13 protein-coding genes are annotated in these 20453 nt (G+C 33.4%); 11 read left to right on the forward strand and 2 right to left on the reverse strand.

Features of this window, described 5'->3' with window-relative positions:
• Positions 1-198: 198 nt before the first annotated feature.
• The 3 genes from RBG61_RS09980 (at position 199) to RBG61_RS09990 (ending at position 2994) form a co-directional block, all read left to right on the forward strand.
• On the forward strand, positions 199-1029 hold the full coding sequence (locus tag RBG61_RS09980) for a DegV family protein (protein WP_307943118.1): 831 nt from the start codon (positions 199-201) through the stop codon (positions 1027-1029).
• Positions 1030-1114: 85 nt separating this feature from the next.
• Complete coding sequence (locus RBG61_RS09985) at positions 1115-1582, forward strand: acyl-CoA thioesterase (protein WP_307943119.1); 468 nt, start codon at positions 1115-1117, stop codon at positions 1580-1582.
• Between the two features lie 227 nt (positions 1583-1809).
• On the forward strand, positions 1810-2994 hold the full coding sequence (locus tag RBG61_RS09990; RefSeq protein WP_307943121.1) for an MFS transporter: 1185 nt from the start codon (positions 1810-1812) through the stop codon (positions 2992-2994).
• A gap of 93 nt (positions 2995-3087) precedes the next feature.
• Here RBG61_RS09990 and RBG61_RS09995 read toward each other — a convergent pair whose 3' ends face one another.
• A complete protein-coding gene (locus RBG61_RS09995; protein WP_307943122.1) occupies positions 3088-5322 on the reverse strand; it encodes a sensor domain-containing diguanylate cyclase in 2235 nt (744 codons plus the stop codon).
• Positions 5323-5362: 40 nt separating this feature from the next.
• The gene (locus RBG61_RS10000; protein WP_307943124.1) at positions 5363-7651 is read right to left on the reverse strand and encodes a bifunctional diguanylate cyclase/phosphodiesterase; all 2289 of its coding nucleotides are present in this window, start codon (positions 7649-7651) and stop codon (positions 5363-5365) included.
• A 291-nt stretch (positions 7652-7942) separates the two neighbouring features.
• Here RBG61_RS10000 and RBG61_RS10005 point away from each other — a divergent pair, with 291 nt between their 5' ends.
• The 8 genes from RBG61_RS10005 to RBG61_RS10040 all read left to right on the forward strand — a co-directional run bounded on the left by RBG61_RS10005 (position 7943) and on the right by RBG61_RS10040 (position 20365).
• The gene (locus RBG61_RS10005; RefSeq protein WP_307943126.1) at positions 7943-9055 is read left to right on the forward strand and encodes a transglutaminase-like domain-containing protein; all 1113 of its coding nucleotides are present in this window, start codon (positions 7943-7945) and stop codon (positions 9053-9055) included.
• A gap of 21 nt (positions 9056-9076) precedes the next feature.
• A complete protein-coding gene (locus RBG61_RS10010; protein WP_307943127.1) occupies positions 9077-10141 on the forward strand; it encodes a type II secretion system F family protein in 1065 nt (354 codons plus the stop codon).
• Positions 10142-10160: 19 nt separating this feature from the next.
• Positions 10161-10490 (forward strand): hypothetical protein, encoded by a 330-nt coding sequence (locus tag RBG61_RS10015; RefSeq protein WP_307943128.1) that lies wholly within the window; start codon positions 10161-10163, stop codon positions 10488-10490.
• A gap of 18 nt (positions 10491-10508) precedes the next feature.
• Positions 10509-10985, forward strand: coding sequence for a DUF4860 domain-containing protein (locus RBG61_RS10020; RefSeq protein WP_307943129.1), 477 nt, complete (start codon positions 10509-10511; stop codon positions 10983-10985).
• A 19-nt stretch (positions 10986-11004) separates the two neighbouring features.
• Complete coding sequence (locus RBG61_RS10025; RefSeq protein ID WP_307943131.1) at positions 11005-11454, forward strand: hypothetical protein; 450 nt, start codon at positions 11005-11007, stop codon at positions 11452-11454.
• A gap of 19 nt (positions 11455-11473) precedes the next feature.
• A complete protein-coding gene (locus tag RBG61_RS10030) occupies positions 11474-12061 on the forward strand; it encodes a hypothetical protein (RefSeq protein ID WP_307943132.1) in 588 nt (195 codons plus the stop codon).
• 32 nt (positions 12062-12093) lie between these two features.
• On the forward strand, positions 12094-13155 hold the full coding sequence (locus tag RBG61_RS10035; protein WP_307943134.1) for a type IV pilus twitching motility protein PilT: 1062 nt from the start codon (positions 12094-12096) through the stop codon (positions 13153-13155).
• Between the two features lie 187 nt (positions 13156-13342).
• Complete coding sequence (locus RBG61_RS10040) at positions 13343-20365, forward strand: SpaA isopeptide-forming pilin-related protein (RefSeq protein WP_307943135.1); 7023 nt, start codon at positions 13343-13345, stop codon at positions 20363-20365.
• Positions 20366-20453 lie beyond the last annotated feature (88 nt).

A 20453-nucleotide genomic window follows, 5' to 3' on the forward strand; every position in this document is an offset into this window, starting at 1 on the left:
TTGTTACAAAATGAAAGAATAATAAAATAATCAGTAGTGATAAATAAATTTACATAATATACATTTACTTTTCAAAGCTTTATTGGTAGAATAACACTACACTGATATATGTGGTACTAATTTTATTTGCTATAATTAAGCTTATATGAATTAAATTAGTATAAAGTGGATATATAGAGAGGACTTATGGTGAAATGGATGGATTATAGAATTATTGCGGATAGTTGTTGCGAATTTACATCTGAGTTGAAAGAAGAAGTAGAATGCAAAAGTGTTCCACTAAAAATGACACTTGGAAATGATACTTATGTAGATGATGAAAACTTGGATGTGAATCATTTTCTAAAAACGATGAATCATTACAAAGGAAGAGCAATGTCTGCCTGTCCATCTCCACAAGAATATTATAATGAATATGCAAGCGACAAACCCAATTATGTCGTAACTTTGTCGTCTCAATTATCAGGCTCTTATTCAAGCGCTATGGTGGCAAAAATGTTAGCAGAGGAAGACGATAAAGAAGTTGAAGTTTTTGATTCTAAAAGCGCATCTGCGGGTGAATTGTTGGTAAGCTTAAAAATAAAAGAATGCATGGATAACGGTTTAAGTAAAAACGAACTCATTACAAAGACTCAGGAGTTTATAAAAGGAATGAAGACTTTTTTTGTTCTTGAGAATTTAGATAATCTGATGAAAAATGGACGAATGAGCTTAATTGCAGCAAAAATTGCAACAGTGATGCATATAAGAGCTATATTAGGCTCTGACGGTGAAGGTAATATTGCATTTTTTGATAAGGCTAGAGGTACATCAAACGCAATTCAACGTTTAGTTGATATGATTGGCGAACAATGCAAAGATACAGCGAATAAAGTATTAGCTATTTCCCATTGCAACAATGAAACGCAAGCTCTAAGAGTGAAAAAACTAGCACAAGAAAAATATTCTTTCAAGGATATTTTAATTGTTAAAACCAGAGGATTAAGTAGCATGTATGCAAATCAAGGCGGAGTAATTATTGCATTTTAATATAAGAACAATCCATTCATGTGAATTGGATTGTTTTTTACTTGTCATTTAGAATATAACGATGCAATGAAAAAGGAGTAGGATTATGCAACAATTAAATGCAAAAACGGTATCACAATCTGCAACACAGCAAATTCAAATATTGATGCCTGAACATATTAATGGATATGATAGATTATTTGGCGGACGTCTTATGGAGTGGATAGACGTTGTTGCTGCTGTAGTAGCACGTAGACATTCTGGCTGCAATGTAACAACGGCAGCGGTAGGCCATTTGGAGTTTAAAGCTCCTGCGTATGTGAATAGCACCATTGTTTTAAAAGGCCAAATGACTTATGTAGGAAGGTCTTCTATGGAAGTTAGAGTAGATACGTTTGTAGAAGAGCTAAGTGGTAACCATATTCTTATTAATCGTGCATATTTGGTTTTAGTCGCTTTAGATGAAGACGACAAACCAACGATGGTGCCAAGATTAATATTAGAAACAGAAGAAGAAAAAAGTGAATGGGAAGCTGCAAAACTGCGTAGCCAATTCTATAAGCAACAAAAATAACGGATACCATAAATAATAGTAAGCGTAGGAAGATATACTTCCTACGCTTATTTCATATGTTGAAAAATGAAGTGAATTATGATAAACTATAGTAATGTTATTTTACCAAATGGTAAACAGTAATTTTTTTATTACAAATTATAGTTATTGATTTTGAGAATTAAATAAATCAAAGCTTTCCCCCAAATAAAGGATTGTTTTAATTTGAATTAACGTAAGGAGCTCATATGACAACATTACTTGTAATTATATATCTTTCATTTATTAGCTTAGGATTACCCGATTCACTACTTGGAAGTGCGTGGCCGATTATACAAAAGGATTTAGCAACAACGTTTAGTATTGCAGGCTACATTTCTATGACCACGTGTGCCGGAACGGTAATTTCAAGCTTAATCAGTAATAGAATGGTTTTAAAGTTTGGTACAGGCAAGGTCACTTTTGTTAGTGTTGTGATGACAGGTCTTGCTTTATTAGGCTGTACATTTGCACCAAACGTTTTATTTCTATTTGCAATGGCTTTGCCACTTGGCCTAGGCGCAGGAAGCGTTGATGCTGCACTTAATAATTTTGTAGCACTACACTATGAATCAAAGCATATGAGTTGGTTACACTGCTTTTGGGGTATCGGTGCAACCGCGGGTCCTGCAATTATGTCTATTTTCTTATTGAGTCAAGGCGGTTGGAGAAAAGGTTATTTAACGATTGCAATTCTTCAGCTTTCCCTAGCTTTATTGCTGTTTTTTACTTTACCTCTTTGGAATAGAAGTACTAATCGAACCAGCATTATAGATGCAGTACAACAAAAACCTATAAGTAATCGAGAAGCAATGAAAATACCATATGTAAAGTTGGCACTCGTATCTTTTATCTTTTTCTGTGCGACTGAATTAACAACAGGACTTTGGAGTAGTAGTTATTTGGTTTCGGTAAAACAAGTATCGCCAGCTATTGCGGCACGATGGGCGGCGTATTTTTATGCCGGAATTACGGGAGGTAGATTTATATCCGGGTTCCTTTCTATAAAAGTGAAAAGTCCGACTTTAATACGTATTGGACAGTTAATTTGTGTTATAGGTGCTATTACGCTGATGCTTCCATTGCCTGCTTATTTTTCAATGATAGGAATCATCCTTCTTGGGCTAGGAACATCACCGATATATCCATCTATGCTGCACGAAACTCCTAATAGGTTTGGAGCAGAAAACTCTGGTGCAATTATGGGATTGCAAATGGCGTTCGCATATATTGGTAGTACGTTTGCTCCACCGTTAATGGGTGCAATCGCGTCAATAACTACTATAAAAATTTTCCCATATTTTCTGTTATTGTGTGTGTTAACAATGCTGATTACATCTGAAATATTACAGAAAAAAATAGTAAGTAAAAATCGAGTAAATATAATTGAATGAAAATAACGAAGAGCTATAAGTATGATAACGATAGACAAAGGAGAGGTGCAATGATAAGCACCTCTCCTTTGCCTTATAATGTTTGTGTAGAAATTAAAGTATTCTATTTCCACCATAAATAATATATTGATTTTTACCGCCTTTTTTTGCTTCATATAAAGCAGTATCTGCTTTATCCACCAATTCATTAAAAGTAGTACCATCTATATCGTAAAAAGCGATACCAATGCTGCCTGATATATCAATTGAAATATTTTTAGAACTTACTGTTTGACGGAAAGCTTCACAAATTTCATTTGCTTTGTTTCGTATAAAATCCATATTTGTTGTATTTTTTAGTAAAATAACAAATTCATCGCCTCCAACACGTCCACAGATATCAGAAGAACGAATAATTTTTTTCAATTTCGATGTGACTTGAAGTATAACGGAATCTCCTACTAAATGGCCTAAAGTATCGTTTACATTTTTGAAGTTATCTATGTCTAAGAATAGGAGCGTATGTTTACCGTTTTTGCCCTTGTGGGTGAGATAATTATCAATCAACATACTAGTGGTACCTTTGTTATAAAGGCCTGTTAATGAGTCGTTTTCCGCCTTTTGCTTTAGCATATCGGTTTCACGCTTTTGTTGGTCGATATCAATAATTTTACCAACGGTTTTTGAAACAACATCATTTTCATCGATAATTGTGGAGGCTTTGATGCGACACCAGATGTATTTATCGGGCGATTTTGCTAACCGAACTTCACATTCACAGTACTTCTTGCCTTTTTGTAAAAGGTCAAACATTGTTTTAAAAGTTTCGTAATCCTGTGGATGTACCAAATTGACTTTCTTTGCTTGTTCAATAAAGTTAGGCTGTTTTGAATTAAAGCTAAATTTATTATCCCATTTATCTGATAAATATACGCTCTGATCAACAAAGCTGTATTCAAAAATGATACTATCTGACTGCTCGGTCACGACACGATAACGTTGCATATTTAAATTCAATTCGTGTTGTACCTGCTTTTTATCTGTAATATCTGTTAACACACATAAACACGATGGGTTTTGGTCAGTATTCGAAATCATACGTCCTTTAAATAAGAACCAGCTGTATGTACCATCTTTGCACATGATGCGGCAATCAATTTCTACCGTTTTATTGGTAGTCATTTGGTCAACAATTGCAGAAGCCAACTGTTCACGATCTTTTTCGTGTACTAAGTTTAGAAAGCTGTTATTCAAAACGGTTTCGATATCCTTTTTACTGAATTGGATTAACTTAGATATGCCATCATTTAAAAATTTTATTGTTAAGCAATCATCATATAGAAATTCCACCACACCACCCGGAATATTCGCCATAACGGTTTCAAATTCTAATTTGGTTTTATGAATACGACTTTTACTTTTGTTTAAATTTAGATAGATGATGATAATAATGCTTGAAAACACTACAAAGGTTAAAATAAAGAAGATGATAGAGATTTTAAATATGTATTTGCTGTCTGTTGAAAGATATGCATCATCTATAGTTGAAACAATGTAATAATGATCCATATTAAGTGGGGTATAGTGCATGACATATTTATCTCCCGATATCTTGAATGATAGGGTGTCCTCTTTTAGAAGTTCGGTATTGTTATAGATGTCATTCTTTGTATGGGTATTTAGTGATTCAATTATTTTGGTTACGGATTGTGTATTGAAATCATTATTGCTATTTTTGAATTTGGTAATTAAGGGGTTCATTCGATGATCGGTAATAGTGATGTTAAATCGTTCATCATATAATTGAGAGCTAATGGTGTTTTGAAATGTTTGAAAATCCATAACACCTAGTAAAATAGCTTTATTTTCATTTGAATAGGAAAACGGAGCGTGGTAGATATAACGCTTTTCTATATTGTTTTTTGCATTTAAAAAAGCAAATTCTGATTCATCTTGCAGAATATTTTCATAATAATCAATTGGCAATTCGTCAAAATAAGAACCTTTGGTTGCTATAATATCTCCGTTTGACGTTAAAATTCCAAGTTGCTTAAAGGAAGTTTTTGAAATACTGGTTTCCAGAATTTCAATCTGTTGTTCTTTACTATCTTTAATATTGGGGCTACTGAGAGTAGCTGCAATCATATCAAGAGATTTTAAATTGAGTTGGAGTACTGCCTTGATATTGTCTCTTCTTTGTTTAGCGAGATTTTCCACGCACGAATAACTCTCTTCGTTAATTGCAGAACTCATTTGTAACCAATAAACGAAAAGTATACAGATAAATAGAATACATGTACTGAGTATTGCTAGCACGCTAAGCATTGTTTTCATTTGCTTTTTATGCATAAGAGCTCAATCCTCTTTTCGACTTTTCTATATTATTTATTTACATAAAATTTGCTTCAAAATCACTTACTGGAATTGGTTCAGAGAATAAGAAGCCCTGAACATAGTCACAATTAACAGAGGTTAAGAAGTCTGCTTGTTCTTTCAATTCTACACCTTCTGCAACCGTTTTCATTTCAAGTCGTTTCGCCATATCAATAATACTTGCTATGATTTCACGACCACGCTTTTCATCAGAAGCTCGTGAGAAAAATTCACGGTCTATTTTTAAAATATCAACAGGAAGATTCTTTAATAGATTTAAAGAAGAATATCCTGTTCCAAAGTCATCAATGGAAAGAACAAAGTGATATTGTTTTAAGCTGTCTACAGCATTTAAAAGTGTGGAAACATTTTCTAAGTTAATTGTTTCTGTAAGTTCAATTTCCAGTAGGTTAATTGGAATCTTATATCGTTCAACAATCGTGTGTAATTCTTCTGCAAAATGTGGGTTGTAGATATGAAGCCTTGACATGTTTACTGAGATCGGTATCGGAGCGACATTATTCGTAAGCCATTTTTTAATTATCTTACAAGTTTCTTCAAAAACGTAATAATCAAGTTGGGTAATAAACCCGTTGGTTTCAAAAAGGTTAATAAATTTATTTGGACAAATCAATCCTTTTTGAGGATGGTTCCAACGTATCAAAGCTTCTGCACCTATTACTTTTTTATTATCCAGATTGAATTTTGGCTGAAGATAAATAATAAATTGTTTTTCCTCTATAGCAATGTTCATTTCTCGTTCTAATTCTTTTTGTAATAAGGCTTTTTCACGAATTTTGCTATTATAAAAGCTATAGAACAAATCTTTTGAATTGTTAGTAGATTGCATTGCCAATAATGCACGGTCACCCATAGCAGAGATTGGAAGGGTTTTATCTTTAATTTTATAGATACCGAAAACAATACAATTTAAGAAATTGATTTTATAGTAGGATTGTAAAGTATTAATTTGATCACTGATCTTTTTAAGCCGATTTACTGTAACATCATTTGAAGTATATTCCATTAAGAATGAAAAGCGATCTGCATTTACTCTGGTATGAGGTTCATCACTATTCAGGTTATTGTTAAGCGTTTTTGAAACATGTTGTAATAATTTATTTCCGATATCATAACCCATAATGTCATTGATATATTTAAAGTTTTCAATATTGGCATATATATAGGTGTAATTTTTATCTTTATTTTTTTTCAAAATATCTTGAACATCAATTAAGAATTTTGACCAATTTCTATAACCGGTTAATTGATCTGTATATGCTAGCAACTCAAACTTTTTTTTAGTCGAGCGTTTGATATAATAAGCATAAAGAAAAGCAATAAGTATAGTTAAAATAATAATCAAGTAAAAAACGATTGTATTGTTTTGAATTGATTTTGTTTTTACTACTGTAGTACCAGTCGATGTTGTAGTAACAATAAACCAGTCGTTTATGTGTTCTAACGGGGTATAGGTATAAAAGCTGGGGACTTCGTTTTTTAGGGTAAAGCGTTGGACATTCGCTTTATTTAATTGAAAATCAAGGCTAATCTTTGTTGTGTCAATATTATTCTGATTTAAATAAGAAAATAGATTTTCTGAATCATTCATAATTGATAATGAAGAGGATACCAGCTTCCCGCTTTTTTGAACAATAAAACTCGATGAATCAGTATTGCCATTCAAAGACATTATGTAACTACTGAAATCGGTTACTGATATTGCTGCACTGATTACACCGATTATAGCATGAGAGCTTTGAATAGGAGCGCTAAGAATAATACATTCCTTTCCGTTGGTGGGGTGTTTTGTTCTTTGTGAAATGGTTGAAACACCGTTTATAGCTTTTTTTAGAGAGTCGCTCATTTTTATATTACTTTCAGATCCATCATCAAAGTAGCTTGTCCCTTCTTTAGTTGTAACCCAAACAGACAAATAACCGTTGCTTTCGCGTACGTTTTGTAATAATATCAGCAGTTTTTGATTCTCACCTTTATTTAAGGTGGATATAAGGTGTCCGGTTGCAGTTAATGCTGCTAATTTTGCGTTGAAATTCACTTCTAGTGTATCTTTGACATTGAGAGCTTTTGAGAGAGAAATTTCTTTATCATATTTTTCAATATTTTTAAACATTTTTGTTGTGAAGACATAAAAGTTAACAATTAAAATAAGGATAAAAGCTAATATAATTAAACAAAAAATCAATTGCCTAGGCCTATTATGCAGCAAATCAAGCGATATACTTTTTGCCCATGGAATATCTATTGTGGAAGCAGCTTTGTTAACTGCAGGCTTTCGGTTCATACAAATACTCCTTTAAATGTATGTGTTATAAATTAATAAAAATATTGACAAATTATTAAAAATTCTATACTATAAATATTAGTCTAAGTATAACATAAAATGGAATTAAATACAATAAAACAAATCAAAATATATATATTTTAGTAAATATGTTTAACAAGGTCTACATTTTATAAACAACTCTGTTCATGAATGACAATATTATTATAAATAAATTGATGTGGAGGCCGATATATAATAGATAAGGATAAGCTTTAATAGTACAATAACGAGGATTTCGGAGGCGGATAGATGAGAAGCAAAATTAACATAATATTAGTTTTATTTATAATAATATCAATTCTTACATCTTGTGTAAAATTAAAACCGACTCCCGATATATCCAGTATAAATTCTTCGAGTTCAAAAGAGCAGTCTTCGAGCGAGGCAAGTTCATCGGAAGTATCTTCAAGTTCGAGTGAAGTAAGTTCTCAAACCAGCAGTTCAAAACCAGATGCAGCTAGCTCAAAGAATCAGCAAACGAATTCAACCAAACAACATACGAGCTCAAAATCCTCAACTGACTTTTCATGGGACAAGGGTGGAAATTATTCAGGAAGTATCAACATACACGTTACATCAAGTCCTAAAACAACCGTATTATCAGATGCCAATGCAATGATTGATATATCAAATGTATCAGAAGGCTATATCACAGCCAGCTATACAGGAAGCGCAAAGCGTTTAAAGCTACAAGTTAAGAAAGACGGTAAAACATATAACTATGACTTAAATAACCAAGGTGGAGAAGAGACGTTTCCATTACAACTAGGAAACGGTGACTATGAGTTTCGCATAATGGAAAATGTAACAGGAACACAATATATTCAATTATTCTCTGGTACAGCTTCTGTTAGTTTAAATAATAGCTTTTCCCCTTTTTTATATCCCAACCAATATTCCAATTATAATGCATCCAGTAATGCTGTTAAGAAATCGTTTGATTTATGTATGAATGCATCTAATGATTTAGACAAAGTAAAATCAGTATATAATTACATCATTACCAATGTTAAATATGACTATCCTAAAGCTTCATCTGTACAATCCGGGTATTTGCCTAATGTAGATAATACATTAGCAACAAAAAAAGGTATCTGTTTTGATTATGCAGCGTTGATGGCTGCAATGTTAAGAGCACAGAATATTCCAACTAAGCTGGTTGTAGGGGATGTAGCGCCAAACGGTGTTCGACACGCATGGAATGATGTTTATATAAAAGGTCGTGGCTGGATTACCGTAGGAATTCAATCCGACGGCTCACAATGGAAGCGATTAGATGCAACTTTTAGTTCATCCAATCAAGCAGATATATCGAATTTCATAAACAACAGCAGTAATTATACAACTTTAAGAATATACTGATTTTACAGTTAGGAGGACAATATGGATACGCAAACAAAGGAAAGGAAAATGCGATTATTATCATCCGATGATATTTCAATTTTTTGTGCACAAGTTGCATTGATATTAAAATCCGGTATTCCTTTACATGAAGGCATTGTAGCAATTAGCGAAAATATAGAAGAGAAAAATGCAAAGAAGCTCATTATAGAAATTAGTAATAGCGTTGAAGCAAAGGGTGAATTACATATTGCATTGTCTGAATCAGGCGTTTTCCCTGATTATATGGTAAATATGGTTCGTATCGGTGAAAAAACAGGTAAGCTTGAGCCGGTTATGGAGTCCTTGTCCTATTATTATGAGAGAGAAGCTGAATTAAAGAACAGAGTACGATCTGCAATTTTATATCCTACTATTTTGGTTTTAATGATGTGTGCAGTTTTAACTGTGCTCATCGTAAAAGTACTACCTATTTTTAGTGATGTATTTGCATCATTAGGTTCCGATATGCCCGCTATGGCTGCACAAATGATGAATTTCGGATTATCGTTAGGGAAATATGCATATGTTATTTTATTACTATTAGCAATACTAATCGTCGGGTTGTTCTATTATTCCAAAACGAGCAAAGGTACACATAACATAAGCAAACTGTTTGGTCAGCTCTTTTTTACCAAAAAGCTGACAGCCAAAGTAGCTGCTGCACGTTTTGCATCTGTTATGAGCATGATGTTTTCCAGTGGATATCATACAGATGAAGCATTGGAGCTTGCTAGTTTAATAGTAAATCACTCAACTGTAAAGCAAAAGGTTGAAAAATGCCGCGATTTAATTAACAAGGGTTATTCCTTTTCCGATTCCGTAACACAAACAGGAATTTTCGGTGGGATTTACGGAAGAATGGTTAGCATTGGTGTAAAAACCGGTAGCTTAGATGAGGTTATGAAACGATTAGCTGATATTTACAATGATCAAGCAGACGAATCCGTTGATAAAGCGGTTGCATTAGTAGAACCGATATTGGTTGGAATTTTGTGTGTTGTAATTGGAATTATCCTGTTAACGGTAATGTTACCGCTTATGGGTATCATGTCATCTATCGGATAACAACAGAATGGAGTTACCTATGCGACTTTTTAAAGAAAACAAACCCAATCGCAAACCTTTATTAATATCGATAGCTGCTTTGCTTGTAATTGTGGCTTATTGCATCTTTACTTTCGCAAATGTTTCAAAGTCCACAACACAAGAAAAAATGAATATTACGCAGCAAGCAATAGAGCGTGCTGTTGTAAATTGTTATGCATTAGAAGGATTTTATCCAAGCAATATTGAATATTTAGAAAATAATTATGGTGTATTGATTGACCATAAGAAGTATGTCATTTTATATGAAACAGTTGGTTCTAATGTTCGACCATACGTAGAAGTAGTACAACGTGGAAACACGATGTAAAAGTAAGGGGTGAAACAATTGAAAACAAAGGAGACAACTACTGCAATTACTTCACTTTTGGTATTGCTTGTGTTTGGCATGTTTGCAATAGGCTCTTTATTTGTTGTGTTAATCGGAGCAAGCGATTATAAATCAATTGTAGATAGAGCAGAACAGAATAACCAGATAAGAGCTTCCCTTTCGTATGTTGCAAATAAAATCAAACAAGGTGATGAGTCTGCATCCATACAAGTAGTGAACCAGGATAATTTGCAATTACTAACTATTACACAAAATATAGATGGTCAGCTATACGATACTTATATTTATTATCATAAAGGTGTTATTAACGAACAGTTTATCAAACATAATGCAAAGCTGAATCCAAATGCAGGAACCCCTATTGTTGAAGCAGACGATTTTCGGGTTTCAAAGGAAAATTCTACTATTACTTTGCAGGTGAAATGCAGTAAAATCACTCAACCATTGCAATTAAAGGTACGATTGAATACATAATAAAAAAGGAGGCAATACAATGAAAAAAGCATCAGTATCCAATTCGTTTTTTATTGAAATCATTATAGCAATATTGTTTTTTTCGCTTTGTGTTGCTATTACCTTACAATTATTCGTGGATGCACATTTAAAAAGTGTATTATCAGCAGAAACAAATATTGCAATTGTTCGATTACAAAATGAAGCGGAAGAGATAAAATCAAGTAAATCTTTTTCTAATATTCAAAGAGTATATCAACAATATCAAAATCAAACAGAAAATAATGAAAAATTAACGTATCAAATACCATTGGATGATGATTGGAATATTACCAAGGGAAAAGCAAAATATTTTATACATATTAAGTTGAAAAATACACTTATGTCGAATGGCATCATGGTGCAGGCAAATATAGCTGCAATTAAAATAGACAATAATGCAAAAAAAGCGCTATGTGATATAGATGTGAATCATTACATTGCAAAATAGAAAGATAGGAGTACAGAATATGAAATCAAGCCATAAGGTAAAAATCAGCGTTGGTGCAACAACAATTTTAATGATATTTGTTGTATTATGCTTAACAACCTTTGCGGTGCTTTCTTTTTTAACTGCACGCTCTGATTTAAAGCTTACCTCTAAATCAGTAACAGCAACTAAAGAATATTATCAAGCAGATGCAAAAGTTGAAGAATGGCTTGGCTCGGTGGATGATTTTCTTTCGCTTGCTTCAAAAAGTGCGAAAATCTATGTGCAAAATGGGGTATTAACCAACCTCCCAATAGGCGAAATACCGCAAGAAAAACAAGCAGGAATAAAATCTATTCTTTCTAACGACTCCTATAGCAAAGAGAAAAAAGAAAATGAAGTGTATAGACAATTTCAAGATTTAGCTGTTTATAAACTTAAGAATATAGCAATCAAGCCCGAACCAAATGCGAAGAAATCTTATGATTATATTGTGAAAGTGAATGATAACTTTGAAATTAACGTAAAGCTATTATTAAGCAATCTAGACGAAACAAAACGATATCAAGTAGTTATGCGAAAGTTAATTAGCTTAAAGCAATGGGAACAAGAGCAGGTTGAGGTTTGAAATGAATAAAGCAAAGAAATAGAGGTTATAAAATGAACGTAGTTGAAATTTTGAAATTAGCAAGTCAAAAACAAGCATCTGATGTTTTTATTGTGGTGGGCAGTCCTGTTTGTTTGAAAGTCGGATCCAGCATTAAGCCTATTGATGAAAATAGCTTAATACCAAATGATACAAGTGAATATTTAAAACAAATTTACGAGCTGCAAAACAACAGAAGTATGAAGGTTTTGCTAGAAACAGGAGATGACGATTTTTCTTTTTCTATAAAAGGGCTTGGCCGATTTCGTTGTAATGCATACAAACAACGTGGTTCATTAGCAGCTGTTTTGAGATTGGTTGCATTAGAATTACCGGACTATCAATGTTTGAATATTCCCGAATCAGTCATGAATTTGTATCAAAAAAGTAAGGGACTAGTACTAGTTACAGGACCTGCTGGTAGCGGTAAATCAACTACATTATCTTTAATGATAGATAAGATTAACTCAACCAGAAATTCGCATATTATAACAATTGAGGATCCAATTGAATTTTTGCACAAGCATAAGCTAAGTCTTGTCTCTCAACGTGAAGTGTCACAAGATACTGATAACTATGTTCAAGCTTTACGAGCAGCTTTGCGACAAGCACCCAATGTTATTTTATTAGGTGAAATGCGTGACTATGAAACGATAGCCACCGCAATGACTGCTGCAGAAACAGGCCAATTGGTTTTTTCCACCCTGCATACGGTTGGAGCTGCAAATACAATTGACCGCATTATCGATGTGTTTCCATCCAATCAACAACAACAAGTTCGATTTCAGCTTTCTATGGTTTTAGAAGCGGTAGTATCACAACAGCTGATACCAACTGTGGATGGAAAGCTGATGCCTGTGTTTGAAATAATGAAAGTAAATAGTGCAATTCGAAATTTAATACGTGAATCTAAAATTCATCAAATTGATAATGTTATTTTTGCATCTTCTGAAGATGGAATGACAAATATGGATACTGAGATATTCAAGTTATATAGAGAAGGTATTATTACAAAGGAAAATGCAATTTCTCATTGTTTGAATCTTGAAGTAATGCAAAGAAAAATTGCCGACTAATTTTAAATTACAATTATTTACAAATTATATATAATATTTTTGATAACGCCCGTATATGAAAGTATACAGGCGTTATTTTGCATAAATCAAGCTATAAAATTTTGTTAAGTTCGTCTATAATTAATTATAGACTGTTTGGTAAAAAAAGTGTACAATGAATATAAAGTTACATTGAAGGAGTATGTATATGAGATTGCGAAAACTTGTTGCATGTGTTTTATCTGTGTTAATGTTGTTATCAAATGGTATTAACATGGTTTATGCTGAACCTTTATCTAAATCCCAAGACACCACAGGAACAAGTATGTCTAAAAATACTAACTATAACTTAGTATGGGATAAGCCAAGTGATACTAACCCATTTGGCGGTGCATCTAATTTTAATGCTACCGTTTTGGGGAATATTACAAAATTATCCGACAGTGAAGGCCCGGTTGCTTCCAATGGAAGTATTTTTCCATATAATGTTTCACCCAATGGAATAAAAAGTGAATCTTCAATAGCTTGTGTCCCAATTGGAACACGTTTTGGTTCTCATACAGTTCCTTGGATTGAGCCAGATGCTATTGATAATGGCATTGCGCCTCAATTTAAACTTGGGTTACTATTAGCAGGTTTTGGTACCGCATCTTGCCCTGTAAAATTCGGGGATGTAGTAGTTGGTATGCATGCTCAATATACTTCTAGTTGGAAACCATTTATTCGAACAGAAAAGGCGGATGCATATTTAAAAGCTGCACAAGCTGATTTAATCGAAATGAATCGCTATATTTCTTCGTTATCTGCAAACGGTACCATAGAAAACAAGTCTGATAAAATTACATTTATCGGTACAAAAGAGATAAATATATTCAATGTTGATTATTCTGTATTGGATTTTGCAAGAAAATCAGTAGAGTTTAAAATACCTAAAGATTCTACTGTTATATTGAATGTACAAGGCAATGGAACAGTTACCTTGTGCACAGGTGAAAACAATGGTAGTACCCCTCTTGTTAATAGGAAAAAAGCAACTGCTGAATTTGCCGGCAGAGTGCTTTACAATGTGAATAGCAATATTACAAAAGTAGTTTCAAGAGCAGGCACAAACTATTTATTTGGATCTGTTTTAGCGCCGCATTCTGATTTGAAAGCTACTGATGGTGGTAGTTCTATTAACGGTACTTTAGTATGCAAAAATGTAGAAGGTGTAGAAGGATTTGAATTTCATCATTTTCCTTTCCGTGGAAAAGTTCCTCCAAAGGATGAACCTGCATTAACAAACTTTAAATTTACAAAAAAAGCGAATCCTACAAAAGTCGTTTCCTGTCCCGAGCTTTTTCATTCTTTTACAACAGAATGTCCGGGTTTAAATGGAGCCACTTTTGAGTTAACTAATAATGAAACAAAGAAAAAGTTTACTGCAACGTCGTTTGGTACTGAACAAAGAAGTCATGATTATTTTTGGGATATTTTGGGACTTTTTCAGGAATGCACCTCAACCACAGTAGAATTAGGAGAAGTTGCATTTTCAAACATTCCGATAGGTGAATATACCTTAACCGAGAAATCAGCTCCAAGCGGATATATAAAATCAAATGCAAAAATTACTGTTCGTGTTTTAAAATCAGCAGATGGTATAGTGCTTGTTAAGTTCTTTAATGCTAATGGTGTAGAAATAAGTAATGCTGATGTGGAAGAGTATTTTACCAATTCCAAGTACTCCGCAGAAATTGTAATGCACAAGCTAGGCTATAATGGAACTAAAAAGCAATTTGAACAAAGCGAATTAAAAGATGATAAAAAAGATAAAAAGGTAGTTTGGCTAAATGGCGCAACCTATCAATTAAAGGATAAAGATTTAGGTATTATTTATACTGCAACGACCAAGACTCAAGAATGGGATGAAAATGGACCTGACCAAGGTACTGCAATTTTTAAAAACATTCCTCTTGGAAACTATGAATTAACTGAGATCACAGCACCTAATGGTTACATGAAATCCAATGTTGTTATTGATGTAACTGTATCTGAACATAGTGGAAGAGCTGAGGTCACTTACGAATATAATAATAAGTCATTGTCTAATATTCATAACGTTCAATATAATGAGGTTGAGAAATTACTTGTAAACTTGGAAACTGCAGTTGCAAAATTCCACTTTTTTAAAGTAGGAAATGTCGATAATAACGGTAATCACGATCTTAAGTTAGTTAACGCAAGGTTCCAAGTAGTAGAGCGTGGAACCGATAGAGTAGTAGCAGAGGCTCTTTCTGATCACCAGGGTAAGGTTGATTTTGAAAATATTCCGTATGGCCTTTATACTTTAGTTGAAGCTGAAGCACCTACTGGCTATTTAAAAGGTAATCCGATTGATTTTGAAATTGTAAATAAGAATACAATCAATTTTGAAAATTGGAAGGGAATCGAGTATTATAATTATTTTAAAGAAGATGTATTTGGTAGTTTTAATTTTAATAAAAAAGACGACAAAGGCGCTTTCGTAAACGGCGCAGAATTTGGATTATTTGCAAAACTAAGCGATACCACACCAATTAACGGAGCATGGGCAAAAGCAACATCTGCGAATGGCATAGTATCATTTGCTAACATTCCGGAAGGAACATATTTCTTAAAAGAAATTGCAGCACCAAACTCTCATATTACATCAAGCAATTATGCAACCATTCAAGTGCAACGCGATGGTAACACCAATCGTGCTAAAGTTACGACTACACCTGATTCAAGATCTCTAGAACAAACATTTGTCAATATGGTAAAAAAAGAGGTCTATGGTAGCTTAGAATTCACCAAGACGGACAACACAGGTGCGAATGTAAAAGATGCAATTTTTCATTTGGTAAATAACAAAACCAATGCAACATTGAGTGCAACGTCAAACAATCTAGGTGAGGTAATATTCTCTAATATTCCGGAGGGAACATATACTTTATCTGAATTCCAAGTACCTTCAACTCATTTAAAAACTTCTGCAACAGCTACGATAAAGGTTGAAAGAATTGTAAATACCAATACGGCTCAAACAATTATTATCTCAGAAGGAAATAAATCTTTACAAGAGCTTTTTAAAAATGAGAAGAAAGTAAATGTTTTTGGTAAAGTAGAATTCAATAAAAAAGACAATACCGGAGCGTATGTATCAGGCGCTGTTTTCCATTTAACAAATCAACAAACGCATGTTAAAGTTGCTGAGGCAAATTCAGGTGCAGATGGTAAAGTTACTTTTGATGCAATACCGGAAGGCACTTATGAGATAGCTGAGTTTGTAGCACCAAATACACACTTTATCAGTACGGAAACGGCAACTGTAAAAGTAGAGCGTGACGGTAATACCAATAATGCAAAAGTTACGATTACAACAAATGGTAATCAATCATTGGATGATACATTTGTTAACGTTAAAAAAGTTGGATTTAGCTTTACTAAGAAAGGCAATGATAACAGCAAGCTAGAGAATGCAGTATTCCGCTTGATAGGTAATAACTATAATCAAACTGCAGCATCTAATAGTGAAGGAGTAGTAAGCTTTGATGGTTTACGTCCAGGAGTAACTTACTCATTAACTGAAGAGTCAGCACCTGCAAATTATTTCAAAGTTGATGGCAGCGTAAGTGTGGTTGTTGCAAATGATGGTTCAATCAGATATTCAAATGACTTGGAAACTTATTTCGTTAACACAAAACAAGTTTCTGTATTCGGGTCTGTTAGCTTTAATAAGGTAGATAATAGTGTCAACCCGGTCCCAGTTAGCGGTGCAACGTTTGGTTTATATAAACTTGATAACGGATCTAATGAATTGCTGAAAACTACAACAACACAAGCGGATGGAAAAGTATCTTTTGATAATATCCCAGAAGGAAGATATACTTTAAATGAAATATCAGCACCATCCACTCATTTTAAAACAAGAGCATCAGCAACAGTACTTGTTACAAGAGATGGAATGACCAATCAGTCACTTGTAAAGATTATAACATCAGATGACAACTCACCTGTTGAAACTTTTAAAAACCTTAAAAAATTAGATGTAACAGGAAAGCTAAGTTTTGTAAAACAAGAAACAGGTACAAATAAGCCATTAAAAGGTGCTGTATTTGAGCTCAAACAAGGCAATAACATTTTTAACGCAACTTCAAACAATAGTGGAGTCGTTTCTTTCAGCAATATTCCTGAAGGTGTATATACACTATCAGAAAAAACTCCACCGCAAAATGTAAATGGTGATGATACCCACTTTAAATCAGAAGCAACAGTAAATGTAAAAGTAGAACGAATTCCTGAAAGTAACAATAGTAAAGTACTAATAAATGATGTAGAGGTAAATCAAGAAGAACCAGTTGCAACAGTTGCAACAGTTACAACAACATTTGTGAATACATTGATTACAAAGGTTACAGGTGAATTTAACTTTACTAAGATAGACGATAACAATCAAGCTGTAAATGGTGCAGTATTCCAATTAAAACAAAATGGAAAAGTAATCATGACAGCATTATCTGAAAATGGAACAGTATCTTTTGCAAGTATTCCAGAAGGCACTTATGAGTTAACAGAGCAATCAGCACCAGAAACACACTTTGCATCACAAAACAAAGCTATAGTAGTGGTGAAACGTGTATCAGGTAAAAATGAAGCAACAACGACCATATCTGTAGACAGAAAGAACTATTTAGCAGCTGATGCAAATAATGCATTAAAAGCAAACTTTGTTAACACACAAGTGAAAGATGTATTTGGAGCATTCCAATTTAGTAAAAAAGATAACGATAGAAATTATGTTAAAGGTGCAACATTCCAACTAACAGCAGATGGAAAAACTCCAATTGAAGTTATAACTGGAGAAAACGGTTTAGTATCATTTACAAATATCCCTGTAGGAACATATACTTTATCTGAAAAAGCAGCACCAGATACCCACTTTAAAACAAATAAAACAGCAACAGTAGTTGTAGAGAGAGTAGCAGGTAAAAATGAAGTTACAACAACAATTACAGTTGAAAATCAAAACTATAACCCAACTACAGCACTTACCCCGTTAGAAAATCTATTCAATAATACGAAGATAGTTCCTGTATTTGGAAAATTCAATTTTGATAAGAATGATAACACAGGGGATAAAGTAGCTAAAGCGGAATTTGGATTATTCAAAAAAGCTGAAGAAACCACACCAATTAACGGAGCATGGGCAAAAGCTATTTCTAGTGCTGGATTTTTAGGAATAGAAAAGGGAAAAGTATCCTTTGAAAATGTTCCGGAAGGCACGTACTTCTTAAAAGAAATTGCAGCACCGGATTCTCACTTTCCTACAAAAGTGATGGCTGTTGTAAGAGTGGAACGTGATGGTCAGACGAATGATTCAAAAGTAGTTGTAGACAATGTTATAGTAAATCAAACGAGTGAAGTTAAAGCGTTGACAAGTAAATTTGTGAATGAAAAGAAAGTAGATGTATTTGGCAAATTCAACTTCAATAAAAAAGATGATAAAGGAAACTTAGTAAATGGAGCAGTATTCGGATTATATGCAAATGAAAGTGAAACCACGCCAATTAATGAAACATGGGCAAAAGCTATTTCAACTAATGGTATAGTGTCCTTTGCAAGCATTCCGGAAGGAACGTATACACTAAAAGAAGTATCTGCACCGAATACCCACTTTAAATCAGAAGCAACAGTAAATGTAAAAGTAGAACGTGATGGTGATACGAATCTAGCAAAAGTAATAGTAGAAAATGTTGCAGTAAATCAAACGAGTGAAGTTGAAGCATTAACAAGCAGGTTTGTGAATGAAAAGAAAGTAGATGTCTTTGGCAGCTTTAGTTTCAATAAAAAAGATAATAAAGATGATATTGTAAACGGCGCAGTATTCGGATTATATGCAAATGAAAGTGAAACTAATCCAATTAATGAAACATGGGCAAAAGCTATTTCAACCAATGGTATAGTATCCTTTGCAAGCATTCCAGAAGGAACGTATACTTTAAAAGAAGTATCTGCACCGAATACCCACTTTAAATCAGAAGCAACAGTAAATGTAAAAGTAGAGCGCAACGGTAATAGCAATAATGCAAAAGTAACGACTACAACCAACAATATATCATTAAATGACACTTTTGTTAATCTAAAAAAAGTTGAATTTAGCTTTACTAAGAAGAGTAATGATGATAGCAAGCTAGAGAATGCAGTATTCCGCTTGATAGGTAATAACTATAATCAAACTACCATATCTAATAGTGAAGGAATAGTAAGCTTTTCTGGTTTACGTCCAGGAGCAACTTACTCATTAACTGAAGAGTCTCCACCTGCAGGATATATTAAATCAGAAATCTCAGTTGGAATTCAAGTAGATTCAGATGGAATAGTATCATGGACGAATTCAGATAAAACATTAGAAGAACAATTTGTTAATAAAGAGATTGTCGGAAATATTACTTTTACAAAGTATATAAATGATAAGAAATATACTTTGGCTGGTGCGGAATTTGAATTATTGAAAGATAATAAGAGTTATGGTACCACAGTATTTTCTGATGCAAATGGTGTTGTTACTTTTGTAAAAGTAAAACCAGGTAGTTATCAAATTAAGGAAGTTAGCTCGCATAATGAGTATTTTAAAAAGTCAGAAGAAGTAGTAAATGTGGTAGTTGATGAAAATGGTTTAAGCTCATTATTAGGTGAAAATAGAGTGACAGCAGAAACCAAGTTTATTAACACATCTTTAAGCTTCATTCAATTTACAAAATACACTTCAAATAATACTCGTATAGCAGGGGCAGTATTCGAATTGCTTCGTGGAACAGAAGTTGTAATGACAGATACTTCTGATCAAAACGGTATTGTTCGGTTTGAGAATATAGCCCCAGGTGAGTATACGATTCGTGAACAATCTGCACCAAGCGGTTATATTAGATCAAATGCAATTATGAAAGTTACCATTTATCCAGATGGAAAAACTTCAGCATCAGAGGATACAATTGCTGAGTGGGAAAAGGCTTTCATTAACAAACTTTACATTCCACCAGTACAGCCACCAGTAAATCCATCTATACCGCCTGAAGAAATTTTGGATGAGGAAACACCACTTTCAGGATTAGACGTTAAGCCGACAGAACAACCTCAAACTTCAGACAATACGAATATTTTGTGGCCAATATTAGTAGCTGTTGGAAGCTTGCTAGTTCTTTTCCGAAAGAAAAAATTGAATAACAAATAGCTTTAAAAACACATTGGTAACTATTTTTACCAATGTGTTTTTTAACGCTCAAACAAACTGTTTCACATCAAGGATAATATTTCCTTGA

Origin of the sequence: Paludicola sp. MB14-C6, from assembly GCF_030908625.1 — a bacterium.
Taxonomy (GTDB): Bacteria; Bacillota; Clostridia; order Oscillospirales; family Ruminococcaceae; genus Paludihabitans.

Bases quoted from the DNA above. Each gene is read 5' to 3' on its own strand.
- RBG61_RS09980 (WP_307943118.1), top strand. From the start codon at position 199: ATGGATTATAGAATTATTGCGGATAGTTGTTGCGAATTTACATCTGAG.
- RBG61_RS09985 (WP_307943119.1), top strand. From the start codon at position 1,115: ATGCAACAATTAAATGCAAAAACGGTATCACAATCTGCAACACAGCAA.
- RBG61_RS09990 (WP_307943121.1), top strand. From the start codon at position 1,810: ATGACAACATTACTTGTAATTATATATCTTTCATTTATTAGCTTAGGA.
- RBG61_RS09995 (WP_307943122.1), bottom strand. From the start codon at position 5,322: ATGCATAAAAAGCAAATGAAAACAATGCTTAGCGTGCTAGCAATACTC.
- RBG61_RS10000 (WP_307943124.1), bottom strand. From the start codon at position 7,651: ATGAACCGAAAGCCTGCAGTTAACAAAGCTGCTTCCACAATAGATATT.
- RBG61_RS10005 (WP_307943126.1), top strand. From the start codon at position 7,943: ATGAGAAGCAAAATTAACATAATATTAGTTTTATTTATAATAATATCA.
- RBG61_RS10010 (WP_307943127.1), top strand. From the start codon at position 9,077: ATGGATACGCAAACAAAGGAAAGGAAAATGCGATTATTATCATCCGAT.
- RBG61_RS10015 (WP_307943128.1), top strand. From the start codon at position 10,161: ATGCGACTTTTTAAAGAAAACAAACCCAATCGCAAACCTTTATTAATA.
- RBG61_RS10025 (WP_307943131.1), top strand. From the start codon at position 11,005: ATGAAAAAAGCATCAGTATCCAATTCGTTTTTTATTGAAATCATTATA.
- RBG61_RS10030 (WP_307943132.1), top strand. From the start codon at position 11,474: ATGAAATCAAGCCATAAGGTAAAAATCAGCGTTGGTGCAACAACAATT.
- RBG61_RS10035 (WP_307943134.1), top strand. From the start codon at position 12,094: ATGAACGTAGTTGAAATTTTGAAATTAGCAAGTCAAAAACAAGCATCT.
- RBG61_RS10040 (WP_307943135.1), top strand. From the start codon at position 13,343: ATGAGATTGCGAAAACTTGTTGCATGTGTTTTATCTGTGTTAATGTTG.